Raw genomic sequence first — 15,469 nt, 5'->3', positions numbered from 1 at the left:
TCGTTTTTCGGGACAATACGCTGGAAGTGAGGCGGGGAGTGGGATATACGATGCACGACTGTAAGCTTGGCCAAACGGCCTTGAGTGTGTCGTGTATCGTATATCCCACTCCCCGCCGGCCGGCTGAAACCAAGCCTTACGGTGGGGTAAGGTAGGAAGCTATGGCCGGAATGATCAAGAAGGAAGACGTGGAGAAGGTGCGCGCAGCCGCGGACCTGTACGACATCGTATCGGCCAGCGTCTCGCTGAAACCCTCGGGCACCGGCAACTACGTCGGCCTGTGTCCGTTCCACGACGAGAAGACCGGCAGCTTCAACGTGCGTCCGGCGCTCGGCGTATGGCACTGCTTCGGCTGCGGACTCGGTGGCGACGTGTTCAAATTCGTCGAACAGCAGGAGAACATCGACTTCCGCGAGGCCGTGCAGCTGCTCGCGGACAAGTACCATATCGAACTGCACTACGAGAACTCCGGCACCGGCAGACCCGAGCATTCCGGTTCGAAGCGCGCCCGTCTCATCGAGGCGAACGAGGAGGCACAGCGCTTCTTCGTCTCGCAGATCATGACCAAGGAGGCGCTCGCCGCCCGCAAGCTGCTCGGCGGCCGCACGTTCAGCCAGGCCGACTGCGAGCGTTTCGGCTGCGGCTACGCGCCGCAGGGCTGGGACAATCTCGTGCGCCATCTGGCATCGAAGGGCTTCACGCAGCAGGAGATGCTCGACGCGGGACTTGCACGTCAGGGCCAGCGCGGCATCTACGACTACTTCCGCGGGCGCGTCACATGGCCGATCCGCGATTCGACCGGACGCACGCTCGGCTTCGGCGCGCGCAAGCTGTATGAGGACGATCAGATCGCCGCGAAGTACATCAACACGCCGGATACGGCGCTCTATCGCAAGACGCAGGTGCTGTACGGCATCGATCTGGCGAAGAAGGCGATCGTCAAGAAGCGTCAGGTCGTCATCGTCGAGGGATATACGGATGTGATGGCGATGCATCTGGCCGGGGTCGACACGGCGATCGCGACCTGCGGCACCGCGTTCGGCGCCGAACACGCGAAGATCGTGCGTCGTCTGATCGCCGACGATTCGCTCGGCGCGGTCCAGCTGGTCGGCCCGCTGAAGGTCGAGGGTCAGCCGTTGAGCTCGCGCATCGTGTTCACGTTCGACGGCGACGCGGCCGGGCAGAAGGCGGCGCTGCATGCGTTTGGCCTTGATTCGGCCTTCCTCACGCAAACGTTCGTCGCCGTCGCGGACGACAATCTCGACCCGTGCGATCTGCGCATCGAACGCGGAGACGAGGCGGTGCGCTCGCTGGTAGCGAATGCGAAGCCCCTGTATGATTTCGTCATCGACTCGGCGATCGGCCGGTTCGACACCACGTACACGACCGGTCAGATGGGCGCGGTCAAGGCGGTGGCTCCGCTGGTCGCGCAGATCCGGGACCGTTCGCTGCTCGACATGTACACGCGCAAGACCACGCGGCGCATCGGCGTGGATCTGGACGTGATGCGCCGCGAGGTGAACATGGCGCGCCGCCAGCTGCACGTGCGCGATGACGACGCATACGCGCAGCGCCGCAGGTTCGGTGATCAACCCGGATCGTTCGGACGCGGGGAGCCGCGTCTCGAACCGGGGGAGAACCCGTATGCCAATCCCGCCCGCCGGCGCGAGCTCGAGCATCGCGACGCGAGCGAGCAGACGTATTTCCGTATCGACGACGCCGTGTTCATCGCCGAACAGCAGTTCATGGCGATGCTGATCCAGGTGCCGCGCGCCATCGACGCGAACTGGTTCGGCGCGCTGACGCTCGCGAACTTCATGACGCCGGTGTTCCGCACGCTGTATCAGGCGATCGCCGCGGCCGGGGGATTGCCGTCCAACGACACCCCGCAGGGATTGTGGATGCACAATCTGACCAAAGCGGGCGGGCCGATGCTCGAACCGGTCATCAACGAGCTGGCCGTGATGCCTCTTCCGTTGCCGCCCTCGGGACGCGCGGGCGCGGGGTCCGGCTCGGATGCGTCGGGCAACATCAACACGTCGGGTGACGCCGATTCCGCCGACGCCCAGTTGCGCCCGCCGACCAAGGCCGAGACGCAGTACGCCAACGAGCTGCTCGCCAAGCTGCTCGACATGGGGATGATGCGCCGCATCGGCGCCGCCCGCCGCCGCATGGCGATGCTTCCGGATGGCGAGGAGAAGATCGCCCTGCTGGGTGAGATCACCAAGCTTGAAACCTCCCGCAAGGATCTCCAGGCTCAGGTCTACGGCACCATCGGCTGAGGCGCACGGCGGCATCGCGATTGGATGGGTGAAGAACTTGCCGATTGGCCCCATCCAAATTGGACTGGCTTGGATGGCCGCATGGTCCTGCGATCGATAATGAACGCGACGGAACGAACCAACAGTCGTTCGCACATTATCACACATGAAGGGAACACTCATGACGCAGGATCGTGCGGAACTCAATCGTAATCTGGCCCAGATGCTCAAGGGCGGCGTGATCATGGACGTGACCACGCCCGAACAAGCGAAGATCGCCCAGGACGCCGGCGCGTGCGCCGTCATGGCTTTGGAGCGCATCCCGGCCGACATCCGCGCCGCCGGCGGCGTGAGCCGCATGTCCGACCCGGCCATGATCAAGGGCATCCAGGAGGCCGTGTCCATCCCGGTCATGGCCAAGGTACGCATCGGACACATCGCCGAGGCCCGTATCCTGCAGGCCATCGACATCGACTACATCGACGAGTCCGAGGTGCTCTCCCCGGCCGACGACGTCTACCACATCGACAAGCGCCAGTTCGACGTGCCGTTCGTGTGCGGCGCGAAGAACCTCGGTGAGGCCCTGCGCCGCATCGCCGAAGGCGCCGCGATGATTCGCACCAAGGGCGAGCCCGGCACCGGCGACGTGATTCAGGCCGTGCGCCACATGCGCACGATGAACAAGCAGATCCACGAGCTCGTCTCCCTGCGCGACGACGAGGTGTACGAGGCGGCCAAGCAGCTCGCCGTGCCGTACGACCTCGCCAAGTACGTGCACGACAACGGCCGTCTGCCCGTCGTCAACTTCGCCGCCGGCGGCGTCGCCACCCCGGCCGACGCGGCCCTGATGATGGAGCTCGGCGCCGAAGGTGTGTTCGTCGGCTCCGGCATCTTCAAGTCCGGCGACCCGGCCAAGCGCGCCGCCGCCATCGTCAAGGCGACCGCCAACTGGCAGGACGCCGACCTGCTCGCCAGGCTCTCCGAGAACCTCGGCGAGGCCATGGTCGGCATCAACGAGGACGAGATCAAGACCATCATGGCCGCCCGAGGCGAGTGACGGGGAGCGGAAGACAGCATGGTCGTAGCCGTTGAATACATCTCCAAGGAGGAGTCCGACGACGCCGAACACGCGAAGCATGGCGTGACCGGCATCCTCGCCGTTCAGGGCGCATTCGCCGAACACGCCGCCGTACTGGACAGGCTCGGTGCCCCGTGGAAGCTCCTGCGCGCCGCCGAGGACTTCGACGAGTCCATCGACCGGGTGATCCTGCCCGGCGGCGAATCCACCACGCAGGGCAAGCTGCTCCACTCGACCGGCCTGTTCGAGCCGATCGCCCAGCACATCAGGGCCGGCAAGCCGGTGTTCGGCACCTGCGCCGGCATGATCCTGCTCGCGAAGAAGCTCGACAACGATCCGAACGTCTACTTCGGCGCGCTCGACGCCGTCGTCCGCCGCAACGCGTACGGCCGCCAGCTCGGTAGTTTCCAGACGACTGCCGACTTCGGCGCTCCGGACGACCCGCAGCGCATCACCGGCTTCCCGCTCGTGTTCATCCGCGGGCCCTTCGTCGTCTCTGTCGGCCCCGAGGCACAAGTCGAGACGGAGATCGACGGGCATCCGGTGGCCTTGCGCCAGGGCAATATCCTCGCCACCGCGTTCCACCCCGAACTCACCGACGACACCCGCATCCACGAGCTGTTCCTCTCGCTCTAGACTGATCCGGGATCGGAACGGAACAACCAGCGGCGAAAGGTGGGATGCGATGCGATTGACCGTCGACCGGCATTCGGGCGTGCCGATGTACCGGCAGCTTGCGGCTCAGCTGCGCGAATCGATCGTCTCCGGTGCCCTCGCCGAAGGCTATCGGCTCCCGCCCGAACGCGAGCTCGCCGCCCGTCTCGAGGTCAATCGCACCACCGTGTTGCAGGCCTACCAGCAGCTGAAGGACGAGGGACTCATCGCCTCGAAGGTCGGCAAGGGCACCTTCGTGCTGCCGGCCACGTCTGCTGCATCCGCTACATCGGGCACGACGGTCGCATCCGTTCCGCCCGCATCCGTCGATGCCACCGGTGCGACTGCGCTGTCCGCAAGTCAGGCGTCGACGCGGGTCGGTTCGGTCGTCGATGCCGGCATCGTCTCCGCGAAGGATCGTGGTACCCGTTCGGCATCAGGAACGGGCCGGAGCGCAGTCCACACGATTCGCGACGGCCTGTCCGGCGAGACATCCGCCGAACCGCCGGCCATCCGACCGCCGTGGTCGATCCTGTTCTCCGACTATTCCAACCGGTTCACCTACCACGACATCGCCGAGGCGGATCGCGCCCAGCGGGGCGGCAGTGGCGGTAGAGATGACGCCCGTCCGCATCCGATCGATTTCGCCACCGGCTCGCCGAACCCGGCCGACATCCCCGACGATTTGCTGCGCGCGGTGAGCCTTGAGGCGTTCGCCTCGCACGAGTTCGACGGACAGCCCGAATCCCCCATCGAGGGGTTCGACGAGCTGCGCGACCTGCTTGCGAAACACATGCGCGACCGCGGCGTCGGCTGCGACGCGCGCAACGTCATGGTCCTGTCCGGCTCCGAACAGGGCATCGACCTGATCGTGCGCGCGTTCGTCAATCCGGGCGACTGCGTGCTTGTCGAACAATCCACGTTCTTCCCCGCCCTGCAGACCTTCCGCTCGGCAGACGCGCGCATCGTCGGCGTACCCGTCGACGGGGACGGCATGCGCACCGACCTGTTGGAGGGCTACTGCGCTCGATTCCATCCGAAGCTCATCTACACGATCCCCACGTTCCATAATCCCACCGGCACGACGATGCCGATCGAACGCCGACGCACGCTCGTCGACGTGGCCCGACGCTACCAGTGCCTCATCGTCGAGGACGACGCGTACGGCGACCTATGGTACGGGGACGGTCATCGTCCCATCCCGCTCGCCGGCATGGAGAACACCGGCTATGTGATGTATCTGTCCACGTTCTCCAAGACCGTCACGTCGGGACTGCGCACCGGATGGGTCGTGGCCGATCCGCATGTTATCGCGCGACTTGCGGCATTGCGACGCATGGTCGACCAGCATACGAGCACGTCCTCGCAGCGCATCTGTCTGGAACTGCTCAAGGAGGGGCGCATCGCGGGGCATGTCGCGTCCCTTGCGGCCGCATACCGCACGCGCCGGGACGTGATCCTCGATGCGCTGGAACGGTACATGCCCCACGACATGCGCTGGACGCGACCGCAGGGCGGATACTACATATGGGCTACTCTGCCCGGAGGCGTGCGCGCGCTCGACCTGCTCGGCCGGTGCCGTGCCAGGGGTGTTACGTTCATGCCCGGCGGCGTCTTCGACGTCGATGAGAGCGACGACGCCCACATCCGCCTCAATATGGTCCGCCCCGATGCGGCCGATCTGGAGAGGGGCATTCAAGTGATCGGCGAATCGCTGAACGCAATGTAGCCTGAGACTCCCGGATGAATGCTCCGGGAGTCTCAGGCTACATCGACATATATCGGATATGTTCAGGCGATCTGCTTGAGCAGGGTCGGCAGCTCGGCCATCGTGTCGATGACCGCGTCCGCGCCGGCGGCGACGAACGCGTCACGGGCCGCGGTGCGCACCTTGGCCTTGTCCTGATCGGACAGCGCCTCGAACTCGTCCTGGCTGAGCGCCATCTGCGAGCTGCCCTCGGTGACGCCCACCGTGAACACGCCGGCGTTCTTGCCCTCGCGGATGTCGGAGAGCGTGTCGCCGACCTTGACCGCGCGGCGCACATCGGTCACGCCGAGCTTCTCGAGGTTCCTGAAGACCATGTACGGGTAGGGGCGGCCGAAGCCGTTGGTGCCGTCCGGGCTGATCCAGAAGTCCGGGGCGTAGCCGTTCTCGGCGGCCTTCGGCACGACGATCTCCATCATCCTGTCGGTGTAGCCGGTGGTCGAACCGATCTTGAGACCTTCGGCGCGCAGCTCGGCGACGGCGTCGATCACGCCCGGCTTTGGATCGGCGAAGCCGTCGAGGATCGACAGCAGCTTCGGCTCGAAGTGCGCGTACACGGCGTCGGTGTCGGCGTCGGTCGGGGCGGCGCCATGCTTGTCCTCCCATGCGCGGGCGATGCGATCCATGTGCAGCATGGTCTCGATGTGGTCGTGCTTGAGCATGCCCATCGGCTTGCGGGTCTCGGCCATCGTCGGCTCGACGCCGAACTCCTTGAACGCCTCCTGGAACGCCTTGACGGGGGCGAAGCAGCCGTAGTCCACGGTGGTGCCGGCCCAGTCGAAGATAACGGCCTCAAAACGCTTGGTCATAATGGAATCTCCTTGAATACGAACTCGAAAGAATCAGGCGGTGAGCTTGACGTTCGCCGGGGCGGCGGCCTTGATCGGCTCGCCGGCGGCGTCCATCGCGGCGATCGCGGCCGGCACTGAATCGAGACCGGTCGCGGCGGCCAGCAGGCCGCGCTCGCCCATGTACAGGGCCAGCAGCTCGGTGACCTTCTCGATGTCGTCGGTGTAGATCTCGCCGATGTTGCCGAGACGGAAGGTCTCCTCGTCGGTCAGCTTGCCCGGGTAGATCGCGTAGCCGCGCTCCTTGATGAACTCGTACATGTCGTGGAAGTCGAACTGCGTGCCCTCCGGGTAGAGGAACGTGGTGATGATCGGGCCCTGGTGGTCCTTGAGGAACACACGGAAACCGAGCGCCTTCATACGGGCGATGAGCAGGTGGTTGTTGAGCGCGTAGCGGGCGGAGCGGGCGGGGATGCCGCCTTCGGCGAACATCTCGTCGAGGGCCTTGGAAAAGGCGAGCACGACGTGGGTGGGGGAGGTGTAGCGCCACTTGCCGTTGGCCTTCTCGAGCGTGTTCCACTGATCCCACAGGTCGAGGGAGAGGCTGCGCGCCTTGCCCTTGGAGGCCTCGAGCTTGGCCTTGTCACAGATGATGAAGCTGAAGCCGGGCACGCCCTGGATGCACTTGTTGGCGGAGGAGACGAGGAAGTCGATGCCCCAGTCGGCGACCGGGATGTCGACGCCGCCGAAGGAGCTCATCGCGTCGACCATGAACGTGCAGCCGTGCGCCTTGGCGACGGCGGCCACGGCCTGGATGTCGTTGAGCAAGCCGGAGGTGGTCTCGGAGTGGATCATCGAGACGTGGGTGATGGACGGGTCGGCGTTCAGGTACTCGGCCACGCGCTCGGCGTCCGGGATGCGGTCGTACGGCTCGGCGTACTGCGTGTAGGCGATGCCGGCGTGCTCGCAGATCTTGACCTGACGGTCGCCGTATGCGCCGTTGGTGCACAGCAGGACCTTCTCGTCCTTGCCGATCACGGAGGTCAGGACGCTTTCGACGCCGAAGGTGCCGGAGCCCTGCATGAGCACCACGGTGTGGGCGCCGTCGTCGGCGTGGGCGAGCTCGAGCAGCTGGCGGCGGATCTTCTGCGTGATCTGCTGGTAGTCCTCGTCCCACGTGCAGTGGTCGAAGAGCATCTCCTCCTTGACGGTGCGGGTGGTGGTCAGCGGGCCGGGGGTCAGCAGCTTGTATTCGTTCGCCATGATGGTGGTTTCCTTTCCTTGTCGATGTCCTTCGCTTCTCGTCGTGGGAGTCGGGGGAGCGGGGGCGTGGTTTGTCGTGGTCTTGGTTGTTGCGGTATTCAGTTATGAAGCTTGGGTTGTGAAGCGCTGAAGCGCTGAAAATGTGTCCGAATATGGCTTCCGCCCGCAGAGTGTAATCACGAAGAGAGTTTTTGAAAATTTCTACGTAGATTTCGCCCTGCGGGCGGAGTGTCGAATCTAGTTTGCTAGTTGCGTTTGCTTTGCGTTATGGACTCACCTGCGGCGAGACTGTCATCCTGCCCTCGTTCGACTGTCGTCTCACTCGGGGCTTGGCTACGGACAGTCCACCGGGCTGTCCGCTTTTACGCCTCGCCCTGCGCGATCCGCTTGCATTCGGACGAGAAGTCCTGATGCTGCTGGAGCAGGTCGACGGTCAGCGGCTCGGGGAACGACTTGGAGCGCTTGGAGGCGTTCGCAGGAGCCTTCTCGCCCTCGTACAGCGGGGTCGGGTAGGTCTGGAGCAGCTCCTTGCGGCCCTTGTCGATGATGATGCCGGCCATCTTCTGCGCCTTCGGGTTGGTGGCGTTGCCCTTGTCGAGCACGGCCACCGACTCGGTGAGCGAGTAGTTGCCCTCCGTCGGATCGACGTAGTCGATCGGCAGGCCCTTCTTCTTGTCCGCGACCGCCTGGTGACGCAGGCCGAAGCCGATCGCCACCTCCTTGGCGCGCACGGCCTTGAGTGGGCCGGAACCGGACTGTTCGAGGTGCGGGCCGGCGTTGCGGTAGATGTCGGTGAGGATCTGCTTGCCCTTCTCGCCGGTGCCGTAGGCGTCGACGATGGCCTGGATCATCAGCCAGCCGGTGGAGGAGCCCTCCATGTCCGGCACGGAGATGAGTCCCTTGTATTCGGGCTTGGCGAGGTCCGCATAGCTCTTCGGGGCCTCGACGCCGGCGGCCTTGAGGGCCTCGGTGTTGATGATGATGGCGCCCTCCTGCGCGGTGGTCGGGGAGCGGTAGGCCGGGGCCTTCGAGTTCTCCGTGTCGCCGAGCAGCTTGGTGTGCACGTCGGTCAGGTTCGCGAACATGTGGTTGCGCTCCTGTGCGGAGTCGACGTAGTAGGAGCTCATCGTCAGCATGTCGGCCTCGAGGGCCTTGCCTTCGGCCAGCATCTTGCCGCCGAGCTCGGAGGTACCGAACTCCTGGATGATGTACTGGTCCTTGTAGCCGTTGTCGTCGAGAGCATGCTCGAAGGCGGTGACGGCCTCCTCGTCGGCGTTCGTGTAGATGACGACCTTGCCGCCGGCCGCGGCCGCGGAGGTCGAGACCGCGCCGAAGGTGACGAGCAGCGCCACGCACACCGCCGAGGCGATGCCGGTGAGCAGGCCCTTGGCCTTGCGGTTGCCGTCGTTCGGCAGCTGGAAGGTGGCCGCTGCGGTCGCAAGCTGGCTGCTGGGCTTGACGGTGCTGAACGAGGCGGCGAACTGCGGGGTCTTCACGGCGGCGCGTTCCTTGGCGCGGGCCTTCGCGCGCTCCTTGGAACGGTCGCGGGTGAACAGGGCGATCAGGCCCTTGACCACGAGGTTGACGACGAGGATGAGCAGCGAGAGCACGAACACGTCGTCGAACTTGGCGATGTGCTGCAGGGCGGAGATCTTCGTGGTGATGACCTGCGTGCGGGCGCCGGTGAGGAACACGACCGCGGAGATCGTGACCATCGCGTTGACGAAGTAGTAGCCGAAGATCTGCAGCAGGGTCGGCCACGCGTTCGGCGTGACCACGCGGATCAGCGTCTTGAACCAGTTGTCGCCCATGAGCTTGGCGGTGGTCTCCCATCCCGCGTTCATCTTGGTCAGGGAGTCCTTGATCATCTGGTACGGGGTGGCGAAGTAGTGCACGATGTTCGCGATGATCAGGATCCAGAACGTGTTCTGCAGCGGGGAGCCGGAGAAGGCGAACAGGAAGGCGATGCCGAGCACCATGCCCGGGACCGTGTTGATGATCGCGGAGATCGCGTCGACCGAGCGGCGGGCCCAGCCGGGCAGCTTCGAGCGGGAGGTCACGAGGCCGGCGGCGTAGACGAACACGCATCCGAAGATGGCGGTCATCGCGGCCACGTACAGCGAGTTGACGAACACCTGCGTCAGCTGGGAGTCGACGAACAGGTTCGCGATGTGCGAGAAGGTGAAGCCGAGGTGGTCAGGCCATTCCTGGACGAACGGGATGAGCAGGATCACGAGGAACACGGAGAGCACGCACACGAGGGTTACCACGGACAGGATGCCGCAGATCCAGTCGCGCTTCTTGCCCTTGGGCAGGTCGACCTGACTGATCTGCTTGTAGCGGATCGCGAAGCGCTCGAGCACGGTCATCAGGATGATCGAGATGATCGAGGGGATGAGCATGAACACTGCGATCACGGCGCCGCGGTTGAAGTTCGGGATCGAGCCGAGCATCTGGTTGAACAGCGTCATGGCCAGCACGTCGTACTCGCCGCCGACGGAGGTCGGAATACCGTAGTCGGTGAACGCGAGGAAGAACGACTGGATGAACGCGACGGCCATCGTGCCGACCAGCGGGCGCAGCACGGTGTTGAGGAACGTGGTGATCGGCTTGTCGCCCATGATGTGGGAGACGATGATGAATTTCTTGTCGACGAACTGGAAGCTGTTGTTGATCAGCAGGAAGCAGGTCGGCAGCGTGTAGATCACGTAGCCGATCAGCAGGCCGTTGAAGCCGTAGATGTCGAACAGCGGGTGGCCGATGAGCTGCGTGATCAGACCGTTCTTGCCGAACGAGTAGATGATCGCGAAGCCGTAGGTGATGGTCGGCAGGAGCATCGGCAGCTGCGCGAGCAGGGCGATGGCCTTCTTGAGGCCGCGCGGCACGTTCGTGCAGTTGATGGTGTAGGACAGCAGGAACGCGAGGATCACGGCGACGAGCGCGGAGACCGCGGCCACGGTCAGCGAGTTGGTGATCGACCGCCCGAATTCGGGCCTGGAGAGGATCGTCGTGTAGTTCTCGAGGGTGGCGGCCCCGCCGGCGGTGGTGAACGAGCGGATGATCACGAGGATCATTGGCACGACGAGGAAGCCGAGGAAGCACACCGCCACGATCACGAGGAGGGTCCACAGCTCGGTCTGCTTCGGCTTGGACGGCCGGGCCTCGTAGTTGTGGATCTCGGGGCGGATGTTGGGCAGCTGCTTGCCCGCTTGGATGGATTCAGCCGACATGGGTCTCAGGCCTCCTGACCTGCGGCGGCGAGCTGGGCGTTGGCCTTGGCCGCGTCCTGATCGCCCTCGTTGAACAGGGTGTAGATGTTGTTGCGCTTGACCTCGAGCTGGTGGAGGATGAACTTCTTCACGAAGTCGGACGCCGGGTGCTCGATGATGTTCTCCGGGCTGTCGTACTGCGCGACCTTGCCCTGGTTGATGATGAGGACCTTGTCGCTCATCGTGCAGGCCTCCTCCGGATCGTGGGTGACCATGATCGTGGTGAGGTTGTACTGTTCGACGATCTGCTTGATCTTGGCCTTGATGGACTCCTTGATCACGCCGTCCAGGGCGGACAGCGGCTCGTCGAGGAGCAGCAGCTTCGGCTTCATGACGAGCGTGCGGGCGAGCGCCACGCGCTGCTTCTGACCGCCGGAGAGCTCGTCGATGTGCTTGTTCAGGTGCTCCTCGAGGCCGAGCAGGGAGATCATCTCCTTGATCTCCTTCTCGGAGGAGATGCCGGGGTTGTTCCTCAGGCCGTAGGTGATGTTCTCGTAGGCGGTGAGGTTCGGGAAGAGGGCGTAGTCCTGGAACACGATGTTGAAGCCGCGCTTCTCCATCGGCACGTGGGTCAGGTCCTCGCCGTTGTAGATCAGCTTGCCGCTCGTCGGCTCGGTGATGCCGAGGATGATGTTGAGCAGCGTGGTCTTGCCGCCGCCGGAGGGTCCGAGGATCGACATGATCTTGCCGTTGTCGAGTTCCAGGCTGATGCCGTTCAGGACGTGGGTGTCGCCGAACGACTTGGTGATGTTCTTCAATTCGAGCATATTCTTCGACTGCCTCTCATCATGCGGCCCGTTGTCCGGGTCCGCTTTATGGTGTGGCTCCGTTCCCGCGGGGTCTGATCGGATTGATCGGTCCCATGGGTTCATCGCCGTGATCGATGTTCAGTTGTTGTTCAGTTATGCGGTATGCACTGTGTGTTCAGCACTGTGTGTCACGGCTCGAGACTGCTCGCCGCTGCGCCCCGCGTCCGGTCATTCCCGCTTGGTCATGCCCGTTCGCCTTGCGCAATTACCATGATGGTTCCGTTTCGGTGCCTCTCCACTGTGTTGTGTGGAAACCTGACTGAAAGTACGGTGAACAGCGAGTGAAACTACCTGTGGTGGATGTAGTCCACGTAGTTTTGAGGCGATGCGATGTGCGTATTGTGCATGTGAGCGCGGTCACATAGCGGTTTGCGGCATCCTCTTTGACTTGCCGCGATTGCGTGCTACGTAGCTTACGGTTTCCTGATGTCGGTGATGGGCTGCGTCGCATGACCGGTTGTTGAGCTCAATTGCATTGAGTGTAATTTGGTATAAAATGATACTAAATAGAATTAAGGAGTTAGCATGGGTGTGCAGATTGCCACTCGCGTTGACGATGATCAGGCGGCGCTTTTCAGGGAGACCACCAAGCGGCTCGGCATTACCCCGGCCGATGCGCTGCGTATGTTCATCAGCGCGTTCAATGATTACCGCGGTTTCCCTTATGCGGTGCGTGTGCCGCGTGAGGTGGCCGAGCCGTTTGCTTCCGAGAAGGAGGCCGCGGATTACGCCAGTGATCTCGCGCTGAGGATGTCCGATGAGGAGCGGTGAGATCTGGACGCTTCAGGCGGACGGATATGCAAGCAAACCCAGACCGGTCGTCGTCGTGCAGAGCGACGCGGTCGACAGGTTCGGCAGTTGGCGGTGGTGCTTGGCCTGGGATAACGGTGTGGGGCGTCCGTTCCCGATCCGGCTCTTACGTGTGGTGTAACGTTTACGTAAGTCGCGTTATGGATGGATCGGGAGGTTTGTGAATGGCAACATTGCGTGACGTCGCCAAGGAGGCGGGGGTGTCCGTCGCTACCGCATCGGTGGTGTTGCGCGGTGAACCGGGATTCAAGCCGGCTACGCGCGAGCGAATTCTCGAGGCTGCGCGGAAGGTGCATTATACGGCGAACATCTCCGCCAGATTCCTCAAACAAGGAACCAGCGGTGTGATCGCGTTCGTGGTGCCGGAACTATCGAACCCCTATTTCTCCGACCTTGCATGGGCCATCTCCCGTGAGGGGGCCAAACGGGGGTACCAGACCGTCGTGATGCAGACCAATGCCTCGCCCGAAGCCGAGAGGGATTCCCTTCGTCGAATCAGCACGCCGATGTGCGATGGCCTCATCATCAACCTGCATAACATCTCGGAAAGCGATCTTCAGTCGCTGATCGGTGGGCATCCTGCCGTGCTGTTCGAGGACTACGCCGAACATCCCCAGTATGACAATGTGGCCTTGCCGTTGGAGGCGTCGTTCAGGACGGCGTTCGCCTATCTCAAGTCCCAGGGGTACGAACATGCGGCGATCGCCGGCGGACGCAGGTTCGCCGCCGGTGAGTTCGGTCAGGAGGGGCGCAACGCCGGCTCGCATCTTGCGGTGCGGGCCATGATCGATTCCGGTCTGGGATCGGCAAGCGACACCATTCCCTGCGACTGGACGGTCGAGGGTGGCGCCAAGGCTGCGGCCACGCTTGTGCAGGCTGATCTGGGATATGATGCCGTGTTCTGTATGAACGATCTCATCGCGTTCGGTATGATCAGGGGTTTGTCGGACATGGGCATTCGGGTCCCCGATGACAAGGCCGTGTTCGGATTCGATGGCGTGAGTCCGGCATCCTACTGCATGCCGCGTCTGAGCACCATAGCCGTCGATTTCGAAGGCATGGCGAGAACCGCGGTGTCCATGCTGGTTGAGCGCATCAAGGCGGATGGTGATGCTCCTGCGCGCCGTGAGTTGGTGGGTTTCTCGCTGGTCCGCGGCGCATCCGCCTGAATTCAGTTTCCTGCCGCCCGGATTTGATTCGGTGAGGGGCGGCGTCTCGCACGGTCCCGTGCGTCCTCATTCCCGTGTCGCATATGTGCGCGAGATGCTCGTGTGTGAGGTGCATTCCATATAGGCCGAAGAAATATCGTTTAAATTCATAGCTTGACTAGAACGTTTCAACACGCCGTGCGAGCTCATGGGGATAGGTCTTATAAACGTTGGAATTTAGCCAAATATAGATGTTTGTCAAGTAGTTGTCGACTTTAGGTTAAACGTTATTGTAAAAACGTGTTATGCTGATATCGCCCACGCAAGGGGCGGCAAGGACTTCGCCAATGTCGGATATCCGCGTCGCCCAGCCTGCAAGGAAACAAACATCGAAGGAACAACCATGACAAGAGAAGTCAAGAAGTACGGCCTCAACGTGCAGTTGGCCGTGTTGGCGGTGTCGCTGCTGCTGACGAGCTCCAACATCATCAACGGCATCCTGCCGCAGATCCGCGATGGTCTGCATGTGTCCAATGCGGCCGCCGAGCTGCTGTCCACCACGCCCTCGCTCACCGCGCTGATCACGCTGCTGCTGAGCCCGGCGCTGGCTCGGTTCCTCGGACTCAAGAACGTGATCGGCCTTGGCGTGGCGCTGGTCGGCATCTCCGGTGTGGTGCCGATGTTCGTCAACGACTACACCGTCATCCTCATCTCGCGTATCGTGTTGGGACTCGGCCTCGGTCTGTACAACTCGCTGGCCGTCGCCATCATCCAGGTGATGTGGGCCGGTGACACCCGTTCCACGCTGCTCGGCATCCGAGGCGCGTTCGAGAACATCGGCCAGATGATCCTGACCGCCTTGGTCGGTGTGCTGGCCTCCTCGTTCGGCTGGCAGGGGTCCTTCTCCGCCTACATCCTCGCGTTCGCCGCGCTCGCATGGTTCTGGGTCGTCGTCCCCGACGTCAAGCTCGCCGATAACGACGATGAGGAGGCCGACGGCTCCGGAGATGTGTTCGCAGAGAAGTCCAATGTCGTGATCCTGACGCTGTTCGTGCTATTCGCGGCCGGTTATCTGGTGGCGATGCAGTCCGGCTTCGTGCGTTGGGCCGCCGTCACCCAGGAGGCTCTGGGCGCGGACTTCAACACGTCCACGATCATGTCGATCGGCGTGGCCGCCGGCATCGTCTCCGGCTTCGGCTTCGGTGCGCTCAACAAGTTCCTCGGCGACATGAACACCCTGTATCTGGGCATCTTCATCGAGGCGCTGGGCTGCTTCTTCCTGTACTTCGCCAATGGCAGCTACGCGCTGCTGGTCGCGTCGATCATCTGCTTCTACCTGCCCGGACCGATCCTGGGGCCGTGGCTGTTCAACCAGCTGCCGAAGTACGCGAAGAAGTCCCAGCAGGCGTTCTGGTCGACCGCCATCATGATCGGCTTCCACGTCGGCATCTTCGTGGCCCCGCTGGCCATGACTGCGATCGAGGCGGTCTCCGGTTCGAAGGATCTGGCCGTGTCGTTCCTGCCGTTCGGCATCGCCCTCCTGCTGATCATCGTCGGCGTGTTCGCCTACACCCACATGCCCCACAAGTCGGCCGACACCACGGTCAAGGCCTGACCCGTCAAC

The 15,469-nt window shown here is 63.3% G+C and carries 11 protein-coding genes; 7 read left to right on the top strand and 4 right to left on the bottom strand.

Going from position 1 to position 15,469, the window contains the following annotated elements; genetic code table 11:
* Positions 1–161: 161 nt before the first annotated feature.
* The 4 genes from dnaG to EMB92_RS03300 all read left to right on the top strand — a co-directional run bounded on the left by dnaG (position 162) and on the right by EMB92_RS03300 (position 5,722).
* Positions 162–2,282: a DNA primase gene (gene dnaG / locus EMB92_RS03315; RefSeq protein ID WP_150393745.1), complete on the top strand. Its 2,121-nt coding sequence runs from the start codon at positions 162–164 to the stop codon at positions 2,280–2,282.
* A gap of 160 nt (positions 2,283–2,442) precedes the next feature.
* Complete coding sequence (gene pdxS / locus EMB92_RS03310; protein ID WP_150393744.1) at positions 2,443–3,318, top strand: pyridoxal 5'-phosphate synthase lyase subunit PdxS; 876 nt, start codon at positions 2,443–2,445, stop codon at positions 3,316–3,318.
* 18 nt (positions 3,319–3,336) lie between these two features.
* Complete coding sequence (gene pdxT / locus EMB92_RS03305) at positions 3,337–3,975, top strand: pyridoxal 5'-phosphate synthase glutaminase subunit PdxT (RefSeq protein WP_150393743.1); 639 nt, start codon at positions 3,337–3,339, stop codon at positions 3,973–3,975.
* Positions 3,976–4,024: 49 nt separating this feature from the next.
* Positions 4,025–5,722, top strand: coding sequence for an aminotransferase-like domain-containing protein (locus EMB92_RS03300; protein WP_150393742.1), 1,698 nt, complete (start codon positions 4,025–4,027; stop codon positions 5,720–5,722).
* A gap of 62 nt (positions 5,723–5,784) precedes the next feature.
* On the opposite strand, the gene phnX is transcribed toward EMB92_RS03300, so the two are convergent.
* The 4 genes from phnX to EMB92_RS03280 all read right to left on the bottom strand — a co-directional run bounded on the left by phnX (position 5,785) and on the right by EMB92_RS03280 (position 11,845).
* Positions 5,785–6,567 carry a phosphonoacetaldehyde hydrolase gene (gene phnX, locus EMB92_RS03295; RefSeq protein ID WP_150393741.1) on the bottom strand — a complete coding sequence of 261 codons (783 nt, stop codon included), beginning with the start codon at positions 6,565–6,567 and terminating at the stop codon, positions 5,785–5,787.
* A gap of 33 nt (positions 6,568–6,600) precedes the next feature.
* Positions 6,601–7,809, bottom strand: coding sequence for a 2-aminoethylphosphonate--pyruvate transaminase (gene phnW, locus EMB92_RS03290; protein ID WP_150393740.1), 1,209 nt, complete (start codon positions 7,807–7,809; stop codon positions 6,601–6,603).
* 362 nt (positions 7,810–8,171) lie between these two features.
* Positions 8,172–11,039 (bottom strand): extracellular solute-binding protein, encoded by a 2,868-nt coding sequence (locus EMB92_RS03285; RefSeq protein ID WP_223847539.1) that lies wholly within the window; start codon positions 11,037–11,039, stop codon positions 8,172–8,174.
* A gap of 5 nt (positions 11,040–11,044) precedes the next feature.
* The gene (locus EMB92_RS03280; protein WP_150393739.1) at positions 11,045–11,845 is read right to left on the bottom strand and encodes an ABC transporter ATP-binding protein; all 801 of its coding nucleotides are present in this window, start codon (positions 11,843–11,845) and stop codon (positions 11,045–11,047) included.
* A gap of 567 nt (positions 11,846–12,412) precedes the next feature.
* On the opposite strand from EMB92_RS03280, the gene EMB92_RS03275 reads away from it, so the two are divergent.
* From EMB92_RS03275 to EMB92_RS03260, 3 genes are all read left to right on the top strand, one after another.
* Positions 12,413–12,658 carry a type II toxin-antitoxin system RelB/DinJ family antitoxin gene (locus EMB92_RS03275; RefSeq protein WP_150393738.1) on the top strand — a complete coding sequence of 82 codons (246 nt, stop codon included), beginning with the start codon at positions 12,413–12,415 and terminating at the stop codon, positions 12,656–12,658.
* A gap of 203 nt (positions 12,659–12,861) precedes the next feature.
* Positions 12,862–13,866, top strand: coding sequence for a LacI family DNA-binding transcriptional regulator (locus tag EMB92_RS03265; RefSeq protein WP_150393737.1), 1,005 nt, complete (start codon positions 12,862–12,864; stop codon positions 13,864–13,866).
* 382 nt (positions 13,867–14,248) lie between these two features.
* Complete coding sequence (locus EMB92_RS03260) at positions 14,249–15,460, top strand: MFS transporter (protein ID WP_107041495.1); 1,212 nt, start codon at positions 14,249–14,251, stop codon at positions 15,458–15,460.
* Positions 15,461–15,469: the final 9 nt, after the last annotated feature.

The sequence above is a fragment of the Bifidobacterium callitrichos genome (genome assembly GCF_008698085.1).
GTDB classification, from domain to species: Bacteria; Actinomycetota; Actinomycetes; order Actinomycetales; family Bifidobacteriaceae; genus Bifidobacterium; species Bifidobacterium callitrichos.
Note: the sequence above shows the minus strand (reverse complement) of the source record. Positions and strands in the feature narration are given on the sequence as shown.

What these genes read in the sequence shown, in the direction of transcription:
- dnaG (WP_150393745.1), top strand. Translation starts at nt 162, where the DNA reads ATGGCCGGAATGATCAAGAAGGAAGACGTGGAGAAGGTGCGCGCAGCC.
- pdxS (WP_150393744.1), top strand. Translation starts at nt 2,443, where the DNA reads ATGACGCAGGATCGTGCGGAACTCAATCGTAATCTGGCCCAGATGCTC.
- pdxT (WP_150393743.1), top strand. Translation starts at nt 3,337, where the DNA reads ATGGTCGTAGCCGTTGAATACATCTCCAAGGAGGAGTCCGACGACGCC.
- EMB92_RS03300 (WP_150393742.1), top strand. Translation starts at nt 4,025, where the DNA reads ATGCGATTGACCGTCGACCGGCATTCGGGCGTGCCGATGTACCGGCAG.
- phnX (WP_150393741.1), bottom strand. Translation starts at nt 6,567, where the DNA reads ATGACCAAGCGTTTTGAGGCCGTTATCTTCGACTGGGCCGGCACCACC.
- phnW (WP_150393740.1), bottom strand. Translation starts at nt 7,809, where the DNA reads ATGGCGAACGAATACAAGCTGCTGACCCCCGGCCCGCTGACCACCACC.
- EMB92_RS03285 (WP_223847539.1), bottom strand. Translation starts at nt 11,039, where the DNA reads ATGTCGGCTGAATCCATCCAAGCGGGCAAGCAGCTGCCCAACATCCGC.
- EMB92_RS03280 (WP_150393739.1), bottom strand. Translation starts at nt 11,845, where the DNA reads ATGCTCGAATTGAAGAACATCACCAAGTCGTTCGGCGACACCCACGTC.
- EMB92_RS03275 (WP_150393738.1), top strand. Translation starts at nt 12,413, where the DNA reads ATGGGTGTGCAGATTGCCACTCGCGTTGACGATGATCAGGCGGCGCTT.
- EMB92_RS03265 (WP_150393737.1), top strand. Translation starts at nt 12,862, where the DNA reads ATGGCAACATTGCGTGACGTCGCCAAGGAGGCGGGGGTGTCCGTCGCT.
- EMB92_RS03260 (WP_107041495.1), top strand. Translation starts at nt 14,249, where the DNA reads ATGACAAGAGAAGTCAAGAAGTACGGCCTCAACGTGCAGTTGGCCGTG.